This window comes from Paenarthrobacter sp. NPDC089322 (genome assembly GCF_040684895.1).
In the GTDB taxonomy this organism is placed as follows: domain Bacteria; phylum Actinomycetota; class Actinomycetes; order Actinomycetales; family Micrococcaceae; genus Arthrobacter.
Map to the genome: position 1 here is coordinate 24345 of NZ_JBFBGW010000010.1, position 24063 is coordinate 48407.

General features: G+C 59.1%; 25 protein-coding genes. 14 read left to right on the forward strand and 11 right to left on the reverse strand.

Features of this window, described 5'->3' with window-relative positions:
* Window positions 1–72: 72 nt before the first annotated feature.
* From AB0N65_RS11830 to AB0N65_RS11845, 4 genes are read left to right on the forward strand one after another with little or no spacing between them, the layout of a single operon-like run.
* On the forward strand, window positions 73–3021 hold the full coding sequence (locus AB0N65_RS11830) for a phage tail tape measure protein (protein WP_364161371.1): 2949 nt from the start codon (window positions 73–75) through the stop codon (window positions 3019–3021).
* Complete coding sequence (locus tag AB0N65_RS11835; protein ID WP_364161373.1) at window positions 3011–3766, forward strand: hypothetical protein; 756 nt, start codon at window positions 3011–3013, stop codon at window positions 3764–3766. The genes AB0N65_RS11830 and AB0N65_RS11835 overlap by 11 nt, the downstream gene beginning before the upstream one ends.
* Before the next feature lie 9 nt (window positions 3767–3775).
* Window positions 3776–4855, forward strand: a complete 1080-nt coding sequence (locus tag AB0N65_RS11840; protein ID WP_364161375.1) for a hypothetical protein — start codon at window positions 3776–3778, stop codon at window positions 4853–4855.
* A 2-nt stretch (window positions 4856–4857) separates the two neighbouring features.
* The gene (locus tag AB0N65_RS11845) at window positions 4858–5646 is read left to right on the forward strand and encodes a hypothetical protein (RefSeq protein ID WP_364161377.1); all 789 of its coding nucleotides are present in this window, start codon (window positions 4858–4860) and stop codon (window positions 5644–5646) included.
* Here AB0N65_RS11845 and AB0N65_RS11850 read toward each other — a convergent pair.
* Window positions 5636–6025 carry a hypothetical protein gene (locus AB0N65_RS11850; RefSeq protein WP_364161379.1) on the reverse strand — a complete coding sequence of 130 codons (390 nt, stop codon included), beginning with the start codon at window positions 6023–6025 and terminating at the stop codon, window positions 5636–5638. The two genes, AB0N65_RS11845 and AB0N65_RS11850, sit on opposite strands and share 11 nt — an antisense overlap.
* A gap of 72 nt (window positions 6026–6097) precedes the next feature.
* On the opposite strand from AB0N65_RS11850, the gene AB0N65_RS11855 reads away from it, so the two are divergent.
* From AB0N65_RS11855 to AB0N65_RS11890, 8 genes are all read left to right on the forward strand, one after another.
* Window positions 6098–6247 carry a hypothetical protein gene (locus AB0N65_RS11855; RefSeq protein ID WP_364161381.1) on the forward strand — a complete coding sequence of 50 codons (150 nt, stop codon included), beginning with the start codon at window positions 6098–6100 and terminating at the stop codon, window positions 6245–6247.
* A 75-nt stretch (window positions 6248–6322) separates the two neighbouring features.
* Complete coding sequence (locus AB0N65_RS11860; RefSeq protein WP_364161383.1) at window positions 6323–6787, forward strand: hypothetical protein; 465 nt, start codon at window positions 6323–6325, stop codon at window positions 6785–6787.
* Complete coding sequence (locus AB0N65_RS11865; protein WP_364161385.1) at window positions 6787–8217, forward strand: sialate O-acetylesterase; 1431 nt, start codon at window positions 6787–6789, stop codon at window positions 8215–8217. The genes AB0N65_RS11860 and AB0N65_RS11865 overlap by 1 nt, the downstream gene beginning before the upstream one ends.
* Complete coding sequence (locus tag AB0N65_RS11870) at window positions 8214–8909, forward strand: hypothetical protein (protein WP_364161387.1); 696 nt, start codon at window positions 8214–8216, stop codon at window positions 8907–8909. The genes AB0N65_RS11865 and AB0N65_RS11870 overlap by 4 nt, the downstream gene beginning before the upstream one ends.
* A 163-nt stretch (window positions 8910–9072) precedes the next feature.
* Window positions 9073–9513: a hypothetical protein gene (locus tag AB0N65_RS11875; protein ID WP_364161389.1), complete on the forward strand. Its 441-nt coding sequence runs from the start codon at window positions 9073–9075 to the stop codon at window positions 9511–9513.
* Window positions 9506–9829 carry a hypothetical protein gene (locus AB0N65_RS11880; RefSeq protein WP_364161391.1) on the forward strand — a complete coding sequence of 108 codons (324 nt, stop codon included), beginning with the start codon at window positions 9506–9508 and terminating at the stop codon, window positions 9827–9829. The genes AB0N65_RS11875 and AB0N65_RS11880 overlap by 8 nt, the downstream gene beginning before the upstream one ends.
* A gap of 9 nt (window positions 9830–9838) precedes the next feature.
* Complete coding sequence (locus AB0N65_RS11885; protein ID WP_364161393.1) at window positions 9839–10690, forward strand: hypothetical protein; 852 nt, start codon at window positions 9839–9841, stop codon at window positions 10688–10690.
* The gene (locus AB0N65_RS11890) at window positions 10691–10945 is read left to right on the forward strand and encodes a hypothetical protein (RefSeq protein WP_364161395.1); all 255 of its coding nucleotides are present in this window, start codon (window positions 10691–10693) and stop codon (window positions 10943–10945) included. It begins immediately after the preceding gene.
* 60 nt (window positions 10946–11005) lie between these two features.
* On the opposite strand, the gene AB0N65_RS11895 is transcribed toward AB0N65_RS11890, so the two are convergent.
* The 7 genes from AB0N65_RS11895 to AB0N65_RS11925 all read right to left on the reverse strand — a co-directional run bounded on the left by AB0N65_RS11895 (window position 11006) and on the right by AB0N65_RS11925 (window position 16919).
* Complete coding sequence (locus tag AB0N65_RS11895) at window positions 11006–11605, reverse strand: hypothetical protein (protein WP_364161397.1); 600 nt, start codon at window positions 11603–11605, stop codon at window positions 11006–11008.
* Window positions 11606–11658: 53 nt separating this feature from the next.
* On the reverse strand, window positions 11659–12300 hold the full coding sequence (locus AB0N65_RS11900) for a hypothetical protein (protein WP_364161401.1): 642 nt from the start codon (window positions 12298–12300) through the stop codon (window positions 11659–11661).
* 348 nt (window positions 12301–12648) lie between these two features.
* Window positions 12649–13701 (reverse strand): hypothetical protein, encoded by a 1053-nt coding sequence (locus AB0N65_RS11905; protein WP_364161403.1) that lies wholly within the window; start codon window positions 13699–13701, stop codon window positions 12649–12651.
* A 358-nt stretch (window positions 13702–14059) separates the two neighbouring features.
* Entirely contained in the window at window positions 14060–14218 is a 159-nt protein-coding gene (locus AB0N65_RS11910; protein ID WP_364161405.1) for a hypothetical protein, read from the reverse strand.
* 87 nt (window positions 14219–14305) lie between these two features.
* Window positions 14306–14686: a response regulator gene (locus tag AB0N65_RS11915; protein WP_364161407.1), complete on the reverse strand. Its 381-nt coding sequence runs from the start codon at window positions 14684–14686 to the stop codon at window positions 14306–14308.
* Window positions 14687–15298: 612 nt separating this feature from the next.
* On the reverse strand, window positions 15299–15817 hold the full coding sequence (locus AB0N65_RS11920; RefSeq protein WP_364161409.1) for a hypothetical protein: 519 nt from the start codon (window positions 15815–15817) through the stop codon (window positions 15299–15301).
* A gap of 22 nt (window positions 15818–15839) precedes the next feature.
* Window positions 15840–16919 carry a TM2 domain-containing protein gene (locus AB0N65_RS11925; protein WP_364161411.1) on the reverse strand — a complete coding sequence of 360 codons (1080 nt, stop codon included), beginning with the start codon at window positions 16917–16919 and terminating at the stop codon, window positions 15840–15842.
* A 536-nt stretch (window positions 16920–17455) separates the two neighbouring features.
* Here AB0N65_RS11925 and AB0N65_RS11930 point away from each other — a divergent pair.
* Window positions 17456–17683 carry a helix-turn-helix domain-containing protein gene (locus AB0N65_RS11930; RefSeq protein WP_364161413.1) on the forward strand — a complete coding sequence of 76 codons (228 nt, stop codon included), beginning with the start codon at window positions 17456–17458 and terminating at the stop codon, window positions 17681–17683.
* A gap of 269 nt (window positions 17684–17952) precedes the next feature.
* Here AB0N65_RS11930 and AB0N65_RS11935 read toward each other — a convergent pair whose 3' ends face one another.
* Complete coding sequence (locus tag AB0N65_RS11935) at window positions 17953–18306, reverse strand: hypothetical protein (protein ID WP_364161415.1); 354 nt, start codon at window positions 18304–18306, stop codon at window positions 17953–17955.
* A gap of 580 nt (window positions 18307–18886) precedes the next feature.
* Window positions 18887–19351 carry a GNAT family N-acetyltransferase gene (locus AB0N65_RS11940; protein ID WP_364161576.1) on the reverse strand — a complete coding sequence of 155 codons (465 nt, stop codon included), beginning with the start codon at window positions 19349–19351 and terminating at the stop codon, window positions 18887–18889.
* A 170-nt stretch (window positions 19352–19521) separates the two neighbouring features.
* Between AB0N65_RS11940 and AB0N65_RS11945 the strand changes: the two genes are divergently transcribed.
* On the forward strand, window positions 19522–21003 hold the full coding sequence (locus tag AB0N65_RS11945; protein WP_364161417.1) for an arylsulfatase: 1482 nt from the start codon (window positions 19522–19524) through the stop codon (window positions 21001–21003).
* 43 nt (window positions 21004–21046) lie between these two features.
* Here the strand turns inward: AB0N65_RS11945 and AB0N65_RS11950 are convergent, their stop codons facing one another.
* A complete protein-coding gene (locus AB0N65_RS11950; RefSeq protein WP_364161419.1) occupies window positions 21047–24058 on the reverse strand; it encodes a bifunctional [glutamine synthetase] adenylyltransferase/[glutamine synthetase]-adenylyl-L-tyrosine phosphorylase in 3012 nt (1003 codons plus the stop codon).
* Window positions 24059–24063: the final 5 nt, after the last annotated feature.

The window sequence follows — 24063 nt, forward strand, 5'->3', positions numbered from 1 at the left end:
TGGTCGCCTTTTCTCGGTCGCCGTCTTTTCCGTCATGCCGCTAAGTGTAGGGTACGGCGCCGTCTTTAAGGGGTGGTTACCATCGCAGACCGGTCTATTTCTATTGCGCTTGAGGCCCGTGTTCAGGGTTTTATTGCGGGGATGAGGACGGCGCAGCAGGCGGCTTCTGATTTCGCTAGCAGGACGGCTAAGTTCGCTCGGGAGAGTGAGGAACATTTCGACCGTGTAGGCAAAGCGTCGATGGTCGCGGGCGGTGTTCTGATCGCTGGTGCTGGTTTGGCTGTGAAGTCGTTCATGGAGTTCGACGCGGCTATGGCTACGGTGCGGGCGAGCACGCATGAAACTGCCGCGAACATGGACTTGCTGCGTGAAGCTGCTATTGATGCTGGTGCTGACACGTCCTTTTCCGCTAAGGAAGCGGCGCAGGCGATTGATGAGCTGGCTAAGGCTGGTGTTTCCACTGCGGACATCCTTAAGGGTGGTCTTGCTGGGGCTATGTCGTTGGCTGCGGCTGGTTCTCTTGAGGTTGCGGACGCGGCTGAGATAGCGGCTACGGCTTTGACGCAGTTCAAGTTGTCGGGGCAGGACATCCCTCACCTTGCGGATTTGCTGTCGGCTGGTGCTGGTAAGGCGCAGGGTTCGGTTGAGGACATCAGTAATGCGTTGAAGCAGTCTGGTCTTGTTGCGTCTCAGTTTGGTTTGTCGGTTGAGGATACGACGGGCACGCTGGCGGCGTTCGCTTCGGCGGGTTTGATCGGGTCTGATTCTGGTACGTCGTTCAAGACGATGCTCCTGGCGTTGGCGAACCCGGCGAAGGAAACTAAGAGCCTGATGGCCGAGCTTGGGTTGTCGGCGTATGACGCTCAGGGCAAGTTTGTTGGGATTTCGGATCTTGCTGAGCAGTTGAAAACGAAGCTGGGCGGGTTGTCTCAGGCAACCCGTGATCAGGCGTTGGCTCAGATTTTCGGTACTGATGCTATCCGTGGCGCGAATGTTCTGTATGAGCAGGGCGCCGCGGGTATTGATGACTGGATTGAGAAGGTCAATGAGTCTGGTTACGCGGCTGTCACTGCGAGCATCAAGCAGGACAACCTTGCTGGTGATCTTGAGAAGCTGGGCGGCTCGTTTGATTCGGTCTTGATCAAGGGCGGTGAGGGCGCGGCTCAGTCTTTGCGTGGTCTGGTGCAGGGTGCTGAGGATCTGGTTGACGCTATCGGTAAGATCCCGGCGCCGATTTTGAACGCGGCTGTCGGCATCGCTGGCATGACTGGTGCGACGGCTTTACTCGCGGGGGCTGTTATATCCGGGCTGCCCAAACTCCTTGAGTTCAATGAGTCGCTGAATAAGGTTGCGCCGGCTGGGTCTAAGGCTGGTACGGCTATCCGTAACGTGGGTAAGGCTGCTGGTGGCGCGGTTGGTGCTTTGGTTGCTTTGCAGATCGCGGCTGCTGTCTTCAGTGAGAAGCATACGAAGTCTGCTGAGGATTACGGACAAGCGCTTCTTGCGTTGCAGAAGAACGCGATGATGGGCACGGACGCTATCTCTGGTCTTGATTCCACGATGGGGAATTTCGACAAGGTAAACGGGATCGCGGTCAGCAACATCGACAACATGGCTGATGCCGTGAAGCGGCTCAGTAACCAGACGTTCGATGATGCGGGTAATAAGTTCTTTGAGGGGTTCACGAATCTGCTTGGTTTGCCGAAGGGTGAGATTGGGCAGTTGGAGGACCGGCTTAGGGGGCTTGGCGATGAGATGGGTAACCTCGCGAAGAACGGCGCCGGGGAGACTGCGGCTAAGTCTTTCCAGGCGTTGACGAAAGAGTTTGAGAAGAACGGCAAGGGCGCGAAGGAAGCACTCGATTACCTGCCCGGTTACAGGGAAGCGCTTGTTGGGTTGGCTAATCAGTCGGGGAAGACTCTGACTGAACAGGAGTTGCTTGATTTCGCGTTGGGTACGGTTCCCGCGTCGATGCAGGCCGCTACGACAGCTACGCAGAATTTCATCACTAAGGGCGGCGACCTGTCTCCGATCACGGAGGACATGGCGAAGGGTCTTGAGGATGTTGGGCTCAGCGCTTACGGGGCTGTGACGAACATTGAGAAGTTCACTCAGGCTTTGTTCAACGCTGGTCTGTTGCATTTGTCGGCGTCTGATTCGGTGATCGCGTATGAGGCTGCTATTGATGCGGTTACTGAGTCGATCACGAAGAACGGTAAGAGCCTGGATGAGAACGAACCGAAGGGCCGTGCTAATCGTCAGGCTTATAACGACTTGGCTAAGGCTGCTATGGCTACGGCTGAGGCTCAGGCTGCGGAGACGTTGGCGGCTCAGGGTTCGGCTGCGGCTCAGGACACTTTGCAGGCTAGTTTGTCAGCAAGTTATGACGATTTGATTGCTGCCGCTGGTCAGTTCGGTATCACTGGTGACGCGGCGGACACGATGGCGCGTAAGGCTCTTGGCATTCCCAAGGATGTTCCGATCAAGACGTGGGTTGAGGATCAGGCGTCGAAGAAGCTCGAAGAGATTAAGGGCAAGGCCGAGGAACTTGATGGTAAGTCTGCGACTGTGACCATCAAGACCATTGAACAGATCCAGAAGCAGTATTTGATGTCAATCGGCGGCGGGCTTGATCCGCATCGTCCGGGCGAGGTTGCGCCTATGGCTACTGGTGGTGCTGTGGTTGGTCGAGGTCAGAAGGGTGTTGACTCTGAGCTGCGTTTGCTGGCCCCTGGTGAGCATGTGCTTTCTGACCGTGATGTGGATGCTATGGGCGGTCAGGATGCGGTGTATGCGTTCCGTAGGCAGCTACAGGCTGGCGGCGGGGTGGGTTATCAGTATGCGCCGGCTGCTGCTCCTGTTTCTCGTGCTGTTGCGGCTCCTGCTGTGTCGCCTGTGGGCGCGTCTGTGTCTCTTGAGTTGAATGTGCATGGGACGACGGCGCCGCGTGAGGTTGCGGATGAGGCTATGGGGTTGATCCGTTTCGAGTTGCAGAAGCAGGGGGTTCGTCTTGGTGGCTGAGCGTATTACGTGGGGTGCTAGGACGTTCTCTGGTGTTGACCGGTTTGGTGAGTGGGCCGTGACTGGTGGTATGGAGGATTGGTGGGGTTCGCCGGATACGAAGGGTGAGGTTGTTGACCGGCCTGACGCTGATGGCGAACTCGACCTTCCGACGTATAACCAGGCTCGCCTTCTGACTCTCTCGGGCAGTTTGCGTACTGACAGCCATGAGCAGATGCATGAGGCTCAGGCGTATTTCGCTTCCCCGATGTTTGGGCGGTTCACGGTTGCTGGTCACGGGCCAACGTTGTGGGCTGATGGCAAGCGGAACAGCGGCGCGAAGTTCCTGCCAGTGACTGACAAGTTCGCTCAATGGCAGATCCGGTTGAAGTTCGTTGACCCGCGGAAATATGGGGAGTCGCGGGAATGGTCCGCTTCTGTTGGGTCTAACGCGCTCGGTATTTTCCATCGCGGTAACTACAACGCGGTTCCCCGGTTCTTGGTTTCTGGTTCGATGCCCGGTGGGTACATCCTGACGATCAAGGGCCAGATCTTCACTGTGTCACAGCCGCTCGTTAGCGGTCAGCCTCACAGCATCGATTACGGCGACGGTCGCTTGCGGATTAACGGGTCGATTGTTCATGGCGGGCTCGGGTGGGGCTTCACTCCCCTGGTCACACCTGGCATCGCGACCGCGCTTTCCATTGAGCCGATCACGACGGGGACAGGTACAGCGACACTAACGCTGCTTGATACTTACATTTAGGAGTCGCTGATGATGCGGTATTTTTCCGTGAGCACGGCGACTTGGGGTAGCAAGATTGAGATGCCCGCGTTTGAGTTCACTGGTTCGCGTGCGTTGAATGCGGGGCGTAGTGGTTCGGCGGTGTTCAAGGTCAATGATCCGGACGTGTCTGAGGTTGTTACGCTCGAATCTATTGCCCCGTTGGAACGGATCCTTGTTGCGGAGGAAGACGGCAACGCGGTTTATGCCGGGTTGATCGTTGACATTGACGAGGATCTGGATTCGGGCACGGTAACTGTCACGCACTATGACATTTGGTGGATCCTGGCGAGGCGTTACCTGCTGGCAAACCGTGATGGGACGGCGCCGGCTGGTCCGCCTTTGACTTGGACGGGGCGTTCACTCGCGACGTTGGCTAACCTTGTGGTTGCTAAGGGCATGGATGGTGACCCGGCTGCACGTTACGACTTGCCTTTGATTATGTCTGCCGATGTTGCTGGTACGCACTCGCGAACGTATGAGGGTTATAAGTTCGTCACTGTTGAGGACGCGCTACAGGAAATCATGAACACGTACGGGGGTCCATATGTGGACTTCGATGTGCGGTGGGCTGCTGGCACGGAGACCCTTGAGTGGGTGATGCGTTCGGGTGAGTTGACGACGGGGTTTTGGGAGTGGGACGCGACGGCTGAGAAGTCCGAAGTGTTCCAGCCAAGGTTGAGGACGAACGCTGAGAAGGTCGCTAACCGGGTCATCGCAACGGGCGAGGGTCAGGGCGAGGACGTGCTTGCTCGTTCGTCGTCTTTGTTCATTGATGACATTCCGGCGCTTGAGCGGGTTTCCAGCTATCAGGACATCCACGAAGGCGTTAAGTTGCAGGAACGCGCAACGGCTGACCTGTACTCCGCGAATCAGACGACGAAGCAGTTCAGTTTCCGTATCCCTGTTGGTGGTTCGGTGAAGCTTGGTGATTTGATCCTTGGCGGCACGTGCCGGGTGAAGACGACCGGGTTCCGGTTCCTGGGTGCTGGGTGGAATAACTGGCGGTTGATCCAGTTCGACTTTGACAGGCATTGGATTACGTTGCAGATGCAGATGATAGGCGGCTGACCGTGGGGCAGATCGATAACGTATATATGGGTAACTTCGCTGACATTTTCCGGCGTCTCCGGGCGCTTGAGCATGCATCTAATATGAACAGTTCCGCGGTTGGTCGTGGTGGTATCCGTGTTCATGGGGGCGGCGGGATCACGATTGAGAACGGCGGGCTGGTCGTCAGCGGCTCGGCTACTATCTCGGGGACGCTGATCGCTGAGGGTGAGATAGCCATGTCGGGCACGTTCACGGCGACCGGTGACGTGAACCTCAACGGCCCAACCGACGTGGCTGGGGACTTCACGGTAACTGGTGTTGCCTCCATCGAAGGAAACACCACGGTGACTGGTGACTTCACCGTGACTGGTCCGACTGATCTTGATGGTGTTACGACGATCACCGGGGACACGACAGTGACCGGCACCTTTGACGTGGATGGCCCGATGAAAACCACGGGGACGTTGTCCGTGGAGGGAGTGACCACGTTAAAGAATGACCTGGACGTGACCACGGGCAAGATCGTTGCAGGTGATGTCACGATTGATCCCAACTATTTTGATGGGAGTCTTCGATTTGCGAACGGTACCTACGTTGCTGCCACACCCAACGGGGCACAATTCGTGAAGTCCGGCTCCGGTGGTGGCGCTGTCACGGTATCTACGAGTCAAGCAGATATCGGCGGCGGCGGACGGGGGATGGTCTTCAATAGCGTCGGAGCGTACTTTGTCGGAAGCCTGCCAGAGACGTCGAACGCTGCCAACCTTTATGTCAGTGAAGGCGGGATGATCTACCGCTCTACGGCGTAGAGCAGACAGTTGCCATAGCCGCTTCGCCCAGCAGCGCCGTCGAATCCGCGTATCCTGGCAGACTCGCGGCCCGCAGATCCTCAGTAGTGAATCCGCCGGCGTAGTGCTCGCACAGGTCCCGACCGACCACAGCAAGAGCATCAGCACTGGTCTTGGAGTACCCCGGGATGGAAGCCGCCGCGGCTGCGAAGTCATCGACTGCCGATGAGTTGAAGCTGACGCTTGTGGTGTCGAACGCTTGGCCGTCTTTGGTGATCGACTTTGGGCTAGATACCTCGGCTGTCACAGCGGGAGTTGATGGCACGTCTTGCGCGACCGGGGCAGTGCACCCCGCGAGTACAAACGCCGAGAGTAAGGCGAGTCCCCCAATTTTCCCCATGCCCGAATCCTAGCGGGTTGTTCCGCGAATTAATACACCGGAGGTTTCATGGACCCCAAGGATTTCCAGCTAATGCATGACTCGGTTGTTGGCGAGTTCCGGCAAGCGTTGGCTGATGCGCAGTTGGCTTTGGCTACGGCGAACGCACGGAACAAGGTCAAGGACCGGATCATAGCTGAGCTGCGGGCCGAACTAGAACCCGTGGCAGACATCACGGACTAAGCCACGCCCCCACATGTTCATACTTCCAAGCGTTCCCAAGCCGGGGGCGCTTTTCTCTTGCCCCCAGGAGGCGACATGCCAAACGTTACCGGCAACCTAACCGACGTTGGGGGTGGTCACCTCGCAGGTAAGTACCCCGAAATTCACTTCACACTGAACGCGCCCAACGCGAAAGCGGGGGTGATGCTCCCAACCGAACCCAAAACCGTCGTACCGGAATCTGACGGATCGTTCACGGTAAACCTGCAATCCACCACGGACATGCACGACCTTGCTTGGTACACCATATCGATTCAGTGGCTGGACGCCGCGGGCAACTACGTCAAGGCCGACTTTCCTGACTGGAAACTTCAAGTCCCCCCGGGTGGCGGATCATTCTCCAACTTGTTCGGTCAGCCCCCGACAAACACTCGGATGGTCTTCGTGTCATTGAGCGAACCTCCATACTCCGGTCCTTTCCTCCAATGGTTGAAATCGGACCCAACTGACATGACCAACCCGCTCAACACGGGCATCCTTCACGAATGGAGTAACAGCTGATGGCATGGGTACCGATTGCCGACCTTCGAGGCCCTAAGGGCGATCCAGGTGACCCGCTCAGCGCCGAAGCCATTGCTGCGGCGGAGGCGGCAGCAGAAGCCAAAGTAGACGAGGCTAACCCCGTCCGAAGGACTGACCCGCTGGCCCCTGTAACTGCTCCCCCAAACGACGACTATCTGGAAGCGGTCACTGACGCTTCCGGGAAGGTTAGTGAGGGTACGTTCGCGGACGGCACCAAGCACCTCCCACACGCCCGGATCGACCTCCTGCGAATGGGCATCGAGTCCGTACTCGAACCAGTCGCCCCAGTAGGGTTCATGCACGTTGAGACGGACGCTTCCGGCAGGATCGCGTGGGGCATCAAGGACGATGGCACGGTCTACATCGGAGCACTAGAGACGGATACGTTCACCCGCGGTGGGGTGAAGTTCAGCAAGAACGTGTACGTCGTCCCGATCCTTGGCCAGTCGAACGCTTTGTGGAAGTGGAACGACGCCTCCACGGTGAAGGTCCGGGAACTGTCCTCACAGCTCATGGTGTGGAACGCAACCACTGGCGTCCCCATCATCGTTCCTCTCACGCACGGGGAATCGATTGGTCTGAACTTCTGCTTTGAGTTCGCGAAGCAGAACCCGGAAGCAGTGGTGGTGGCTGTCCCTACCGCTGTTGGTTCATCAGGCTTCACCCCAGGCGCGAATGGCACATGGGATCCGGATTCCGCGGCGACCCCGAACCTGTACACCAACGCCGTGAACCAGACCAAGGCGGCACTGTCCGCTACGGGCGGGACGCTGCTGGCTGCGCTCTGGTCGCAGGGTGAGAACGACCGCGCCACCATGACGCAGACCCAGTACGCCACGGCACTGGACTACATGATCGGGAAGTTCCGCGCCGACGTCGGCGTATCCGACCTGCCGTTTATCCTCGGCTCCATGACCCCGGAGGAAATCGCCGCAGGCGGCCCGGGTTCCAGCACGGAAGGCATCGCGTTCGCTCACGTGGACACGCCCCGCCGCGTGACCCGCACCTCCTACGTTTGGGGTCCGAAAGACTACGGTAAGTACGGGGAACGGATTCACTACAGCCCCGAAGGCAACGCCGTCCGCGGAAAGATCATGGCGAACGAGGGACTGTACCGGGCGCGGCTGAACGTGACCGGGGACAACCCCATCGCCCCGCACGGTGTCCGGATCGAACGCTCGGGAACCACAGCGGTCGTTAGCTGGGAAGCCCCGCCGTGCCGGTTCACCTCGTTCAACCTTGACACCTCCACGGACTACGGTGCCTCCTGGGTCCCGCAGACTCTCAACGGGCCCATCACACTGTCCCACAGCTTGACGGGCCTTACCGCCACCGCCCCTTTGTGGGCTCGTTTATCGACGACCAACGAAACCGGCGAATCCGCCAAGACTATTGAGGTTAAAGCATGACGACTAAGCGGACTTTCGCGACGAACTTCACCGGTGGGGACTCCGCATCGTTGAAGTTCCTTGACCATTCCACGGGTGTGGCAGGGTACACGCACCGGTGGCTGGCGCAGCGGCAGACCCCAGCGGACGCCGCCGTGCTTTCAGCGTTCACGCCGACCACAGGCACCCTCGCCCTGTCAGCCAACGGCACGGGACCGACGATGCAGACGGACGAGTACGCCAACCGGTGTGTCCGGTTTGACGGCGTGGATGACATCCTCACCGCTTCCGGGCTTTCTGACGTGCAGACACTTGTCGTCGTGGCGAGGGTCAAGGCCGCATCTGGGACGGAGCAGGGCATTTTCCACACTGGTGGAACGTATGCCAAGAGGACGACGGCGGACACCACGGCGCTGACGATCTCGGGAACGTCCTCGAAGTTCGTGTCGGTGAACCCGAACCAGCCCAAGTACCACGTCTTCAGCCTCGCGGCGACGTCCACCACATCCCGCTACGCGATCGATGGGACCGCCGCGGAAGTCGGGGCTTCTACTGGTGTTCACTCCCAAGTCACCATCGGCCGGGCGTCCACGGCTATTTTCGGCAACCTGGACGTGTACGAGGTCATCACTTACCCAACCGCTCTGTCCCTCACGGACCTGACCTCGATCCGCACAGCAATGGGCGCCCGCTACGGAGCTGCTCTTGCGTAGCGGGGTGAAGTGCTCGGCGCATCAAACTGAGCCCTGACACCTAGCACGTGCGACCCCTAGCTCATCACAGCATAGGGGCGTCAGTACCCTAACCGTCTCAAGCCTGTTTAGGAGGCTCGCCCGGATGGGTGAAACAAACAATACGCCCATTGGGGGGCCACCTGTGAAACCACACCGCCGCGTCATCATTGGACGCAACATAGCGTTGACATCGGGGGCGGTTCTTGCGTTTACCCGCGGCCTGTCGTACGCGACGATCAACCCTGAAAGCCTGAACCTTGGTCAGTCCCTTGTGACGTTTGACGGCAGGATCCTTGGGTTGTGGGCTGCTGTTTGGTTCACTGCCGGGATTCTGTGTATCGCTGACATGATCAACCGTCACACCCGACATGGCCTGTCCCTGGTTGTGGGGGCTGTTGCTGCGTGGGGTGTTGGTTACCTGTTCGCATGGGCTTTGACTGGGTTCACGAACCCTGACCTTGCGACGGCGGCGATGATCTGGCTCACCCCAGCCGGCCTTGTGCTTGGGTTCCTCATCAAGGTCACCGCTCTACAGGACATGCTCAGGAAGCAACAGGAACAGTCGGGCGGCACCAGTGAATGAATGGGCTGTAGTAGGGTCCGTCGCCGTCGCTGCTGTCACGGTGTGCGGCACATGGTTGGCGACCAAGATCCAGCACAAGGGCAAACCTGAGAACGCTCTGATCGATCAGTTGCAGGAGCAGATCAAGGACGACCGCGAGGCCCGAGAGAAGGAAACCGCGGCTATGAAAGCGGACATCGCGGACCTCAAGGCTGAGCAGAACAAAGCGAAGCGGCGCGAGATGATCCGTGACAACTACATCAACAAGCTCCGCGAGCACATCAACCAGGGCAATCCGCCCCCGCCACCCGAATGGCCGGACGGCCTCTATGACTAGGACAAACCTATGACTGACATTCGCGAAGTGTGGATGAACTCCGTTGTCGGCACAGCGTTGAACCCCGATGGTCGTTATGGCTTCCAGTGCGTTGATGCTGTTGACCACTTCGGGGAGTTCATCTTCGGTGTCCCCTGGCCTGAATGCGTGGGCGGGGTTGCTGGTGCTAACGGACTACTCGACCGCGCCCCGGACAAGTACTGGGAGCGCATCGACTACTACCACGGCTTTGTTCCGCAGCGGTGGGACGTTGGCGTTACTGCCGGGGACAACCTCAACCAGTGGGGCCACACGTTCATCATCGAATCAGCGGACTGGACGGGCATGAACGTCATCCAGCAAGACGGGTTCGCGTACCCGTGGCAGTTCGTTGACGGCAACTACTACAGCGCTAAGCCCGCGCACCGCGCAAGGCTGGCCTACTCCCACGCGGGCACCGGCCCGCTACTCGGCGTGCTTCGTGCACGCCCCCACATGCTTATCGGCGGCGGCGAATCAATCAACCCGCAAAGCTCTACCCCAACGGAAGAAGACGACATGTTCACCGACCTTGATCGCGAACGCCTTAACTGGCTTTGGGAAACTGCAAGCGCTGGCAGGTCCGGTTACAAGGAAGCTGGTTCCGTGGCGGCTGACGCTGCTCGGGCTGCTGCTGCGGCTGAGGCTGTCCTTGATGCTGTGTCTCCTGGCGAGTCTGGTAAGCGCCACGCCGGGGCTGTGTACGCCGCCATTGAATCGCTCAAGGCGACCAACGCCACGGTGAACCCGACAGAGCTGGCACGCGCACTCGCCGCAGCACTGCCCCCGGAACTCGCCAAGCAAGTCGTGTCCGAACTCGGCACCGCACTGGGAGGCAAGTAAATGGGTAACCATGCAGCCCCTTTGTCTGTGAAGTCTGACGCGCTGAATCGTGCGTGGCGGACCTTGTACACGGGCATCATCCTTGACGCCCTTGTCCTGATCGGCATGGGTTTGAATGACTTGCTGACCACGGCGGACATCACCACGCAACAGTTCTGGGTGACGTTCGGGATCCTCATCGGTAAGTCTCTCCTGACCTCGCTTGGTTCGTTCCTGCTGCGTCTCAAGGTCGCACCCAAAGAACCAGCCACCTAACGCAAAGACCCCTACCCTCAATCGGGTGGGGTCTTTCGTCGTTTCTGTTGTGATGGCTAACTACAGAAACTTTGACTTAGCGTCAGAAACGATCCGCTCCATGGCCTCCAAATATCTCTCCAAGACGGGCGCTGCGTCTATGTCCTCATCACCGAGACGGAGGGTGAGCGACGAGGAAGCCTTCACAGAGTCAGGCAGCGCAACATAGTACCGAACCGTGTATCCCGTAGGAAGCTCCACTTCCCATCCTGACCCGCCAGTTTGATCAAACATAAAGAAACGAGTTGCCCCCGGCGGCGGCGATGCCATCAGCGGAGCAAGGTCCCGCGAATCGAAGCTTTCCACAATGACTTTGGTACTAACCCCACTACTGCCTTGCTTTAGTATCTCGCTACGCATCTGGTACAGCCGCTTGAACGTCGCATCCTTGCCAAGGGCTGCGCTCCGAGGCCGGTACCACTCGGCAAATGAATCGACCCGCGACCTTAGGTTCTCGATTACATTGGTGACAGCTCGCCCAAACACCACAGCGTTCGACAACCCGGGTAGTCGCCGCTCCATATCGGCCCCTTTGAAGTCCTTGAGTCCGAGTCGTGCCGTGCGAAGCATTGCCTCTGCGTCAGCGATCACCGTCGCCGCATCGCGTTCAGGTTTTCCCATAGTCCAGACTCTACCTCTCGACTCTGGCTACGATGGCCTGCAGTCTTCGACGACTAGATCCCCTGCGGCTCGTCGTTTATGCGTAGCCATTCCTTAGCCAGGCAGTCAACTCGCACAACCTCGGCTGCAAGAGCCAGCAGGTCAGTCTTCACCGTCAGGACCCCAACCTCATGAACATCTGGGTGAACGTGACGAAGGTGAATGGGTGGCTTACCACTTACCAGGATGCCATCCCGGGGCGCCACTATGACATCCCCAATGAAGCCGTTCTGGTCATCACCACTACGCTGGTCGAACAGGAAGTCATCGAGATACTGTTCAAAGTGTTCAAAAGCGTTTCGGACCTTGCGATCTGCCAGTGGCGAGGTCTCCTGGTTGATATTGCCCATTATTTTCCTCAACTGCTTAGCTCTCGCTAGAGAGAACGCTCGCTTCTGCAGTGTTGCATCGTCCGGGGCTCCAGAGCGGTTGGGAAACGTTACCCAGAAGAGACGATTGATGGCCATTGCAGCGTTGATGGCGTTCTGCGCCGCTACGAGGACGGTTGTTGTTTCGCCTTGATGGAGTCCAACGTTGTATTCCTCCACAGCTTTTCGCATGATTCTTGCTTGATAGACAACCTCTCGAACATAGAGCGCCAGCTCGCGATTGTTCAGCTCGATCTTCTCGTTCGTACTTGAAGTCGCGCCATTCATAGGTCTCCTTGCTTTTGGGCCGACGTAGATGAGGTGATTTATCGAGCGCGGTGAAGTGGCCACCTGCTGCGGCGTCATTCTCCGGAGGCATTAGACCAGAACGCATGCTCGCAATAGGCTCGTTGTAGGTGGACGGGAGCCCGAGATTGGCACTCGGTTCTTATGCCTCGAAGGAGCTTCCTACTTCTTGGATCATTGGCTGGAAAGTATCAGCCTAATCGTCAGGCAGATACTCGCAATGCGCTGACGCGTCAGTACGCATGCGTGCTCCGTCGTCGGGGCAGGACATGTTCCTGGGTCAGCGGACCTGAAGATTGAGAGAAGATGCACGCGCGCTTTCGCATCAATTCAACTCCCCTCTTGTGGTTGATCCTGACAGGCGACCCATTCCTGATGTCCCTGCTTCACTACCTCGGGGACCGGAAAGGGCCTAATCTGCTCCCCCAACGCTTCATGATGGCTCCATAGCGCCAGAGCCAATCCATCTGTATCAAAGTTTCGGTCCTCCAAGGCGAAAAGGCCCGCCTTGGGATGGGTTTTGACTAGTTCCAGACGGTCCTTGATCGCTTCGAAATTCCATGAGGGGTCAATCATTTGCTCAGCTGTTGCCGCGTACTCTCCAAGACCGTTCAGGTGTGAGAGCTTCTGAAAGTAGGTCCGCATCATTGACGTTAGTATCACATTTCGCGGCCGACGAATGAAGTGATCACCATACGCGCTGACCATACGTCTTTGTATCGTCCAGTTGCCGTGAGCCTTTGAGTGGAAAACGTTACCGTGCCCTGCCACTTCAACCTCCGCATGAATTGAAACTTCTGCCAGGCTCGGGTTTTTGGTAAACAGACTGTCAACGACCGACCAGTAGTCCATCAGCAAAGTCTTCCGGTCATAGGGTTCCAACCGAAAGCATCTATCCGGAATTGAACTCTGACCATGGAAAGTAGAATCCAGCGTCAGACACGGAGTTGTCGCGGCATACCTGTGCGGGAGGCCTTCGAAACGCAATCTAACGTCCGTCACGGTGACTCCCGTTCGACCTGGATTTTCGACCACGATCTGGCACAGCTCCACGCAGGCGGCTTCGATTTCCTCCAGATAGAATTCACCCGATCCCTGGGTGTGGAGACCACCGTCAGCCCTCCTTGGCTGATAAGCAGCAGCATTCATCCGCACTGTCACCCGCCCGCCTGATTCGTCGTGTAGACGCTGGGCTATCTTGTTGGCGTCCTCAGCGGTCCGGTTGGCTCTCTTACTTTCCGCCAACGCGTCCTTAGCAGTGATACTTGATGCCGCCGCGGTCCGATTCGCTGCCCCCGCCCGTACCCAGCTGGCAATCAAGCTGAGTACAGCAATCGCGGCCGCAATCGCCGCCACAAGGTTGTTGATGCTCTGTTCACTCACAAATGGATCTTAGACCGATGCTGCAATGTCTATGTGCATCTGATTGTTCGGCGTTCCGGCCACCAATTTGGGTGCCTTTGATATGACCGTCGCCGAGCATGCCGCGGATCTGGACAGTCGGAGTGCCACGAGTTGCCCAGGTGGGAAAGCCGTTCAACTCAAATGACGAGCCGGCACTCCATAAAGTGCCGGCTCTTGCCGCCCTATGAAGTTCTGGTGTCAGCCATCAACCCAAGGGCCGGGGACCAGGCCAGCAAAAGTGAGGAGCCTTACTAATCGGGTAACGGCTGGCCGATAGCCTAACCGGGGTCGCTCGCTCTCGACGTTACCCCCAAGGTCCTTACGAAGAAGGGCACGTCTACGACTTGTATTCGTTAAGTTCTGCTTCGAGGTCGCGTATCCGCTCCCTCAGCATGGCGTTTTCCTTGCGAAGACTCTTCAGTTCACGTTCGTTTTCCTCGGCTTGCGCCTTGGGGCCATGTGACGTGTAGGTGTTCGTTTTTGGATCGTATTCCATATGGCATCCTTCAGGGCATCATATCGAGAACAATGGCTTGTACTCTTCGGGGATGATTTCCCGCGCACATCGCACCTACCTCCAGGCTCACGGGCAAAACGGGACGATTGGGCATAGCTGTTGCACGAGTGCGCGCAGTTGGGTTGGCCGGAAGGGCTTGGCGAGGAAAGCCGAGACCCCTGCCGCCATAGCGTCCAGATCATCCATCTCCGTGAGGCGTGCCGTAATCATAAGAATGGGCGCATCCGTGAGGTCCCGCAGCCTTAGTGCGACCTCCCATCCACTCATGTCCGGGAGCCCCACGTCCACGGTAATGAGAGCCAATTCAGGAACCATTGCCTCGCTTAGGCCATCCTCGTCTGACCCCCTAAGGTAAACATCGAAGCCTGCTTGCGTCAGTATTGCTTCGATTAGGCCGCCGACATCAGGGTCGTCTTCGATAACGAGGCACCTACGGCGGCTAGCCATGCCTTAAATTCCCCAACAAAAGGTGTCGCATTGTGGCTCATCTCGGGGCTTGTTAATGCCGGATTGTGGCTTTGGGTCGTTCATGGAATGAGCGATCACGCTCGGGGGGCGGTGTCTTCCAGGTCTTCGATTGCCAAGGCGAGAAGTGTGAGTTCGAATTGTGGCGGGTTCTTTGCTTCGTATATGTATGCGTCGAGGTCCGTGATAGCAGCGCTTCCGCCATTACCCCAGTAACTAGCCCAGAGTCTTTCTAGAGTGATGTCGTTTTGTTCTATGAGGTCTCGCGCTGTTTGCCGTGGGTCTTTCATTGCTGCGTGTCCCCGTTGCTATTGGTGGGCCTCCTAGGAAACTGACGAATCATCAGGCTCCTTAGCTTTCAAGCCTACCTACCACCCAGCACCAGAACAACCGCAACGGTCTGGCCCAAGGTCGGTGGCCGCATGGCAGGGACCCAGGCTCCACTGCGCCGCCAACTCCTTGGGCTCACCTGCTCGAATCGTTAGCGAACGTGAGGTTCGGGTCTTATCGTCTTCTCTAGCAAGCCGACAACGCTCCAAAGCCGATGTGCCCTGTCACTATTAAGCGACAGGGCACACAACTGATCACAGCGAACTACCGGGTGTAGGGCTTCCAGGCGTCAAGGATGGGGATCAATGGGCGAATTTCCCCATTTGCTCGCGTGATCGCCTCATCACACGCCTTACTATCCTTGACCTCGCAAACCGTCGCAGCAGGGTTCTTGGCCAAAACGTCCAAGGCCTTGACCGTGCGCTCAACGAGTGTCGCCACTTCAGCCGGCGGGTCGGGCAGCAGCCGCAATTCAGTAACTGCTTGCCTAGCCGTCAGAGTCACGGTCATCACGGTGTAGCCGCACGTTGTTCGCTTTATGCTGTCCACGGCAGACTTCCCAACTGATGCCAGCGCACAATCCAAGATGTTCTCTTCGTAATCACGCCAGGCTTCCTCCCGCTCAGTGATGATGCTGGCGTACTGAGCTGTAGTTGCCGTAGGAGTAGTTGAAGGTGTGGAACTACCAGCTGAACCGGATCCAGCGGTGGCGTGTCCTGTTCCGCAGGAGGACACCAGTAGGGCCAGCATTCCTGCGCCAGCCATTCCTAAAATGCGTTTCAATGGGACCCTTATGGTGTCGTGGCTAGCCGGGGGTGATGGTCCAGTCGCCTTCAGCGTTCACCTGAACAAAGCCAGGTCCGGTCAGTTTCACGGTACCGCTGTAGGAACCAATTTCATTGACAGCCAACTCTGGGTAACTTCCTCCGTACCCCTGCACAACGAAGTTTCCTTCGCCCTGATGGGTGATAGTCGCTTTAGTGGACTTTCCGGAGAGCAGCACAACCTGGTCACCACGCCCACTAACAGGACCTGCGGAAGGTGCGATGGTCGTGATGTCTTCAATGCTCAACGTCCATGCAGCATCAGCGTTGATTTCAAATTCCGAGGTAACGGACGTTGAACGAGTATCTACTACATGCTTGCCGGCGTAGGCGCCGATGGTGTTAACGAGCAGACTCTCCCGACCGTTGGTTTTCAGCACCGTGTTGCTGCTACAAAGCTCACAGGCAAAAGTCACGATCGCTGGCTCCCCTGCCAGGTCTGCAGTAACGATGTCATCGCCGGCCCCTGTGAAGGTTTGCGTCTTCACCTTGGGCGCAGCCGGGGCGGGCGCTTCTGATGTCTTTACCGGAGCTGGCGTGGACGTTGCGGCTGGGGCTTCAGAGCGTGTTCCTGCTTCGGAAGCTGTTGGCTCGACGGTTGGGGCGGTGGTTGCCGCGGGGGCCGGTGAGAGCGTGGCCGGCGCCGTTGTGGCGCGGGTAGCGTTCAGTGCAATGCTGGCGACGACAAAGACGGCAGTAACAATCAAGGCAACAACCTTGTGCTTGTCGTACCCCTCCAAGGGGCGGCGGTGCTTGTCTGTTTGCTTATTGGCAAGCACGAGAATGAGGTCCACAAGTGCCCAGACACCCAAACCGCCGATGGTAAGAAGCTTCGCGATGCCCGTCCCCACCTTGCCAAGATAGAAACGGTCAACACCGAACACGCCAACCAAAAGCGCGAGAAGCCAAGTCACTAGGAATGACTTTTGGGGTGCTGCCGGCTGTTGGAATGGGTGAGTGTATGAATTCTGGCCTGGATATGGTTGCTGCTGGTAAGCCTGCGGGGGCTGGTATCCCTGCGGGGGCGGTGGAGTGTAGTTCGGTTGGTGGTCTTGACTCATTTTGTTCCCCCTCCGCGCGCCCTGATTTTGGGCGCGACAAAGTATTGCAAGTGGATTCGGATGCGAGATAGATGCCTTTGAACGCTGGCATTAGCGTGTGCGAAATCTAAGCGGCCTCTTGCCGACGATTACCCCCAGTACGTTGCCCCCATCACCCGGCAGACGCGCCGGATATGGGGATACTACATCGTTTGCAGATATTGGCAACAGGAATGCTGGTTTGTTTCCCTCAAACGCCCGACTGCCGAATCGTCTGGGTGTCAGACCCCGCCTGTACTGTCCCCGGCATGGCTAGGTTTGACCCTGTGGGTTTCCGGAAGATGATGGATGATCTGAAGGCGGAGGCCGGCGTAATAGTTCGGTCACCTCTGGAAGACTTTGAGCCCGATTTTGATTACCTTCCTACAACGGGTCAAGTGGAACGCAGTAGTTCGGCGCAGTGAGTCTGGGTAGGTTGACGTATCCACGCAGTAACGGGCCTAAGTCAAGCCGCCTTGGGTTGGCTAGGGGTGCCGCAGCCTGCCTACTGTCGCGGTATGAATCAACAGCTATACACGATCGTGGAAGTATCTGACCTCTTGAAGATCACCCGTTCGCATGCGTACAGGCTTAAGAAGTCCCAGACCTGGCCTCATATCATGCTTGGTGGGAGCCTCCGTTTCACTTCGGGGGACATTGACGCTATCCAGGCAATGAACCGCAAGCAGCCGCCCCCGGACAAGTCGCCAGGGCGGCGCCCGCCAAGGATCCCCAAGCGACCGTAAGAGCACCGCAGTCCGCAGAAAGTCCGCAAGAGGGTCAATTTTGCCAAATTTGCACCCCTGCTGGTCAACGACAAAAAGCCCGGAATCTAGGGGATTTCAACGCTAATCAACATCAGTAGTTGAACATGTTTTAGTTCGAGCTCTACTACGGCGTCTAGGACCACCCGCCGCCGGGCCAAGACCCGCGGCGCGGTTCCCCGAGGACCCCAATAACGAAAGGGTCGGCTTCAGGTTTTCACCTGAAGCCGACCCTTTTTGTTGCTGGAAACTTACTCCGAGTCCTTACCCTGTTCCCGGTCCCGGATGTTCTTGCCGAACTCGTCCAGCTTTTCCCTGACAGCCTTCGCCGCGTCAGCAAGACCCTTTTCAGCGCTGCTCAGCGGATCCAACTGGAGGTATACGTTGTGGTCGACCGGCAGGTCATACTCGTCTTTCAAGTGCGTACCGCCCGAAACCCCGTCAAGTGACAGGTACACGAGGGCATCAGTCCTGGCGATGCCGGCTATTGTCCCGAAGACGACGGTGAAGTCATTGGGCTGAAAACTTACCGACTGCCCCACGTGACGGCGATCCAACTCTCCAGCAGGAACGGCCTTCTCAGACGAACTTCCGTTGTATTCCATGCACTTCTCCTTAGCGTCGAGAGCAAGTTACCCAAGAAGTCTATAAGGGCGCACGGCCGTTCAGCCAAGGACGGGTCCGTCGTTGCCGTTTCCTGACCAGCCGTCAGTGTCCGATTCTCGGCGACTCTCCAGGCTGTTGGGGCGCTGCGCAATCCTCGCAGAACACGCGGTCTGTTTCTTCGCCGCAGCACTGACAGCGATGAATCAGGGCCGCCGGTTCAATCACATACGTTGTCATACCGAACATGGTGCCCAGCGCGCCCAGCCGCAGACACGAGTAGTGTGTACTCGTTTTTTGCCGCGTGACGTACGGGACTACTTGGTTTCAACGAATGGCACCGCCGCTGGCCCCTGCGTCACGGACGCAGCCAGCCGCTCGACCCCGTCCGGCTCAGCGTCGGCAAAAGTGGCAAAGCAGCGTCGGCAGGCAAAGAGATCGCCACGGCCATGCCGCGAGGACCAGTGGGGGCCGGCTTGCGCACAACGGAAGCAGCACGCATCTGAAAAGGCCGCGCCTTCTGAATCCAGCCTGACGGTCACGCGAGAATCTTAGGCTAAAGCGTGCCTTGTGGAACAGACTTCAGCGCCGAAATGCCCGGTACATGGTGCGCTGCGGCCCGGCGTCTCCACCCAGATACCGGCCGGAATCCACAAAACCGGCTTTTGCGTAGGCCGCTTGGGCAGCCGGATTCCGTTCGTTGACGGAAAGTACGACGCCGGACTGACCGCCACCCAGCCTTGCCGTCAGTTTCCGGGCTTCCTCCACAGCGGCCTTTGCCGCGGAAGTCCCGTAGCCCCGCCCTTGGTGCGCGGATGAAATCAAAAATCCCCTGAGCAACCAAACCGAATTGTCGTCCGACCACCCGGCCAGTCGGGCTGCCCCGCTCTGCAGGGTCAGGACCCCCACCGCCACTCCCCCGGCTTCGATGACATAGGGCCGACGGGAATCCTCTTCGAGGCTGATCAACATCATTCGAAGCGGGTCGCCCACGAAGTCGCGCTGGTCGGGAGTGACTGCCATGTCGGCGACAGCACCCATGTGCATGGCGCGCGCGTCATCATCGACGAGCTTTAGCGGTATGAGCCAAACAGGTGCGCCATCGGACCTTTGCTTGTTGTCGATTGAAAGACGCAGCTTGCCGTCACGTTCACGCAATAATCGTTCTCCCGCCGATAGGGTGGATCCATCAGTTTCCTACGATTCAAGGAACCACGATGCCCCAGCCTAACGTCATCCTGATCTGCGTGGACGAGTGGAGGGGCGATTGCCTCTCCTCAGCCGGACACCCCTATGTGGAGACCCCCCACCTCGACGAGCTCGCCAGGAACGGGGTGAGCTTCAGCAAGGGCTATTCAGCAACTCCGTCCTGCGTACCTGCACGGGCTGCCCTCTTCACGGGGCAGTCGCAGGAACGGCATGGGCGCGTTGGATACAACGACGGCGTCCCCTTCCACGCAGCACACCCGGTGACCGTCCAGGAAGAGTTCCGGAAAGCCGGATACCACACCCAAGCGATCGGCAAGATGCACGTTTGGCCTGAGCGGTCCCGGCTTGGATTCGACGACGTCATCCTGCACGACGGGTACCTCCACCACGCCCGGCGTGAACACCGACATCATTTCGCGATGTTCGACGACTACGTTCCCTGGCTGCGACGCCAACCGGGGATCGGGCCTGAAGCCGAGTATTTCGACCACGGCGTGAATTGCAACTCCATCGTGGCGCGCCCGTGGGACAAGGCCGAGAACCTGCACCCAACGCATTGGCTGGGCACGCAAGCGATTGAGTGGATGCACCGGCGGGATCCCGTGAAGCCCTTCTTCCTCTACCTTTCTTTCCACCGCCCGCACCCGCCGTACGATCCGCCGTCGTGGGCCTTCGAGCAGTACCTCAATATCCCGGACTATAAAGCGGTGGAGGGTGACTGGGAGCATCACTGGGATGAGTACCGCCAGGACGGCGACTACCAAGCAAGCAATGGAACGATCCCGGACCGTGTGGTCCACAGGGCACGTGCGGGCTATTACGGCCTCATGGCGCAGATCGACCTCCAGATCAACCGCGTCAAGGAGGCCCTGGCCGACTTCGGCCTTGACCACGACACCGTCATCGCCTTCACCAGCGACCACGGGGAAATGATGGGCGATCACCACATGTTCCGCAAGGCAGTGCCCTACGAAGGCTCGGCGCGTGTTCCCTTCATCATCGCCGACGCCGCATCCGCAGCAGACTCGGTCCGCGGCGGCGTGGTAGACCATGTGGTCGAACTCAGGGACGTGATGCCGACGCTGCTCGACTTGGCGGGCCTCCCGATACCCGACTCCGTGGATGGCAAGTCCTTGGCGCCCATCGTTCGCGGACACAGCGCGGCTCCTGTCCGCGATGTCCTTCATGGTGAGCACGTGTACTGGGACCAGAACCTCCACTGGCTCACAGATGGGCACCACAAGTACATCTGGGGTTCGGGCCAGGGCACGGAGGAACTGTTCAACCTCGACGACGACCCGCACGAGTGCGTCAACCTCGCCGCAAACGCTGCCCACCAGTCCGTGCTCGCCCAATGGCGGCAACGGATGGTGGACGCCTTACGCGACCGTGAAGAGGGTTTTGTGGTCGACGGCAAACTGGCAGCTGGAGCACCCGTAGTGAGTATGCTGCGGCATACGCGGGAAGCCGTGTCCGCAGCAACCGCCTAAGCTCCTGTTCGGATACCCTGCCAACTCGAGCCGTCCGCCGTTCTCAGGTGCCGTAGAACTCTTTCTCGAAGACACCCCGGGCGCGGCGGCTCAGCCGCAGGTAGTCTTCCTCGAACTGCCCTGCATTCCCCGGGGCATAACCGCACCAGCGCGCCACCGCTTCAAGATCCCTCCGGGATGACGGCAGGACATCCGACGCGCGCCCTGTGACGATCACATTTGCCGAGCGGATGCGGCTGGCGAGCCGCCATGCCTGACGCAACAAACCGGCGTCGTCCGGGGATAACAGCCCCAGGTCCTCAGCGCCAGAGAGTGCTTCCAAGGTGGACGTTGTCCGCATGCGTGCGTGCTTTCCCGCGTGCTGCAACTGGAGCAACTGGACAAGCCACTCGACGTCGCTCAGGCCACCGCGGCCGAGCTTCAGGTGCCGTGCCGGATCTGCACCCCTGGGCAACCGTTCAGACTCTACGCGTGCCTTGATCCGCCTGATTTCCCTGACGTCCTGCTCCGAAAGCTCCTTGGGGTAGCGGATCGGATCGATGAGTTCGACGAAATCTGCAGCGAGGCTGTCCGATCCAGCCATGGGCCTGGCCCGCAGCAAAGCCTGCGCCTCCCAAATCAGCGACCATCGGCGATAGTACTCGGCATACGATTCAAGGGACCGCACCATGGCCCCGTTCTTGCCTTCGGGGCGCAGGTCGGCGTCCACGGTGAGCACGCGCTCTGCCATGATGGCAGGCTTGAGCGGCTGGGTGAGGAGGCTGGAAACCTTGGCGACCAGCGCCGTCGCCTGTTCCTGCGCTTCCTCATCCGTGAAACCGTCCCGGGCACGGTGGACATACATGACGTCAGCGTCGGAGCCGTAGCCGATTTCGCGACCCCCTTGCCGGCCCATGGCCACCACCAAGACGTCCGTCTTCACCGGTCCGGACTGGGCCACCATGGCCTCCGCCACATGCAACGCGCCGAGAACCGCCGCGCGGTCCGCCTCGGCCAAGGCCATGCCCACTTCGTCTTGTTCCAACAGCCCCGCACTGTCGGCGATGGCAGTGCGCAGGATCTCGCGTCGGCGGATCAAGCGGATGAGGCGCATCGCACTTTCGGGATCATCATGCCGCGACAATTTGGACTGAATTTCCTGCCACTGTGCCTCGAAGCCGAGGGGAGCCAAGTCCTTGTCGCTGCCCAGCCAGGCCACCGATTCGGGAGACACTTCCAGCAAATCGGAGATCAACCTTGAGTTGGACAACACCTGGCACAAGCGCTCTGCGGCCGCCTGCGAATCGCGCAGCATGCCCAAATACCAGTGCGTGGTACCCAGTGCTTCGCTCACGCGGCGAAATGCCAGGAGCCCGGCGTCGGGATCCACGCCTTCAGCGAGCCAACCGAGCAGGATGGGCAGCAACTGCCGCTGGAGCGCCGCCCGGCGGCTGACACCCGCCGTCAGCGCTTCGATGTGCCGCATGGCACCTTGAGGATCCAGGTAGCCCAAGGCGGCAAGTCGCCCCTGGGCCGCTTCAGGGCTCAGCTTGGCGTCTTCGCTGCTGAGCTTGGCGGCAGTATTCAGGAGCGGCCTATAGAAGATCCGTTCATGCAGTTCACGGACCGACCGCTTGGTCTTTTGCCACGTGCCTATCAATTGGTCAGGGGCGGGACGCTCGAGGGAGAACGGGCCCAGCACGGCTTTGGCCAGGACACGTTGGGCCTCTTGTGAGGCCGGCATGAGATGCGTTCTCCGCAGTTGGAACAGCTGGATGCGGTGCTCCAAGAGGCGGAGATAACGGTAGGCGTTGTCGAAGCCGGCAGCGTCAGTTCGGCCGATGTATCCACCAGCAGAAAGTGCGGCGATGGCCGACGTCGTGTCACGGCACCGAAGTGACTCATCGGATTTGCCATGGACCAACTGCAGCAGCTGGACGGTGAACTCGACGTCACGCAGGCCACCCCGGCCCAATTTGAGCTGCCGCTGTTCTTCGGAGGCCGGGATGTGTTCAGTGACCCTGCGTCGCATTGCCTGGACGGATTCAACAAAACCATCACGGCCCGCCGATGCCCAGACGAGAGGTTCCACGGCTTTTTCGTACCGTTGGCCCAACTCCCGGTCACCGGCAATTGTGCGGGCTTTCAGGAGCGCTTGGAACTCCCAGCTTTCAGCCCAACGTGCGTAGTAGCTCAGATGTGAGGCGAGGGTTCGGACCAAGGGCCCGGACTTCCCTTCCGGACGAAGGTTGGCGTCCACCTCCCACAGGCCGGGCTCCGGTGCCGACGAGGAAATCGCCCGCGAAATGCCGGAAGCGAGTGCCGTGCCGATCGTAGCGGCCCGCGCGTCATCCAGCTCCTCAGCTTCAATCACGTAAATGACGTCGACGTCGGAAATGTAGTTCAGCTCCCGCGCCCCGCACTTGCCCATGCCAATGACCGCCAAACCGACGTCGGCGACCTCCGCGGCGTTGAACTGACCTGCCGCTTCAGCCCGGGAGACCGCAAGGGCGGCCTCGATGGCCGCTCCGGCAAGGTCCGCCAGCTCGGCGCCTACTGCCGGCATGAAGTCCTGGGGGGACGCTGCGCAAAGGTCCTTGATCGCCAGCTCGGTCAACCCGCGCCGGTAGGCCGTGCGCAAGGCAGCGTACGCCGGCAGTCCGGTGATGCCCGCAACGGGACGCTGCGCACCCGGCTCCGCCTTGACCGAACGGAGCAGCACGGACCGGAGCTCTTCGCTCGATGCAGGAAGCGGCTCTGGACTAACGCGGGCCTCGAAAACGTCAAGGTGCTCCGGCCTGCGCATGAGGAACTCTCCCAGCGCCTCCGAGGCCCCGAGGAGCCTGTAGAGCGATTCACTGGTGTCCGGGTCCGCTGCCGCCAGCTTTTTCAGGCCTTGATTTTTTTCAATCAGGCGGACCAGTGATTGCAGGGCAGTGTCGGGACTTGCCGCCAGGGAAAGCCCGGCGAACAATGCATCCTGCTCTATCCCTTCGAGTTCCGGGGCAGCAAGGAAACGCTCACCTTTTTCGAGATCACTGAATCCGGCCGAGATGAGCCGACGTGCAAGGCTCACGGATC

Bases quoted from the DNA above. Each gene is read 5' to 3' on its own strand.
- AB0N65_RS11840 (WP_364161375.1), top strand. From the start codon at position 3,776: ATGATGCGGTATTTTTCCGTGAGCACGGCGACTTGGGGTAGCAAGATT.
- AB0N65_RS11925 (WP_364161411.1), bottom strand. From the start codon at position 16,919: ATGAGTCAAGACCACCAACCGAACTACACTCCACCGCCCCCGCAGGGA.
- AB0N65_RS11850 (WP_364161379.1), bottom strand. From the start codon at position 6,025: ATGGGGAAAATTGGGGGACTCGCCTTACTCTCGGCGTTTGTACTCGCG.
- AB0N65_RS11900 (WP_364161401.1), bottom strand. From the start codon at position 12,300: ATGAATGGCGCGACTTCAAGTACGAACGAGAAGATCGAGCTGAACAAT.
- AB0N65_RS11890 (WP_364161395.1), top strand. From the start codon at position 10,691: ATGGGTAACCATGCAGCCCCTTTGTCTGTGAAGTCTGACGCGCTGAAT.
- AB0N65_RS11940 (WP_364161576.1), bottom strand. From the start codon at position 19,351: ATGCACATGGGTGCTGTCGCCGACATGGCAGTCACTCCCGACCAGCGC.
- AB0N65_RS11865 (WP_364161385.1), top strand. From the start codon at position 6,787: ATGGCATGGGTACCGATTGCCGACCTTCGAGGCCCTAAGGGCGATCCA.
- AB0N65_RS11910 (WP_364161405.1), bottom strand. From the start codon at position 14,218: ATGGAATACGATCCAAAAACGAACACCTACACGTCACATGGCCCCAAG.
- AB0N65_RS11870 (WP_364161387.1), top strand. From the start codon at position 8,214: ATGACGACTAAGCGGACTTTCGCGACGAACTTCACCGGTGGGGACTCC.
- AB0N65_RS11855 (WP_364161381.1), top strand. From the start codon at position 6,098: ATGCATGACTCGGTTGTTGGCGAGTTCCGGCAAGCGTTGGCTGATGCG.
- AB0N65_RS11885 (WP_364161393.1), top strand. From the start codon at position 9,839: ATGACTGACATTCGCGAAGTGTGGATGAACTCCGTTGTCGGCACAGCG.
- AB0N65_RS11860 (WP_364161383.1), top strand. From the start codon at position 6,323: ATGCCAAACGTTACCGGCAACCTAACCGACGTTGGGGGTGGTCACCTC.
- AB0N65_RS11930 (WP_364161413.1), top strand. From the start codon at position 17,456: ATGAATCAACAGCTATACACGATCGTGGAAGTATCTGACCTCTTGAAG.
- AB0N65_RS11895 (WP_364161397.1), bottom strand. From the start codon at position 11,605: ATGGGAAAACCTGAACGCGATGCGGCGACGGTGATCGCTGACGCAGAG.
- AB0N65_RS11915 (WP_364161407.1), bottom strand. From the start codon at position 14,686: ATGGCTAGCCGCCGTAGGTGCCTCGTTATCGAAGACGACCCTGATGTC.
- AB0N65_RS11945 (WP_364161417.1), top strand. From the start codon at position 19,522: ATGCCCCAGCCTAACGTCATCCTGATCTGCGTGGACGAGTGGAGGGGC.
- AB0N65_RS11935 (WP_364161415.1), bottom strand. From the start codon at position 18,306: ATGGAATACAACGGAAGTTCGTCTGAGAAGGCCGTTCCTGCTGGAGAG.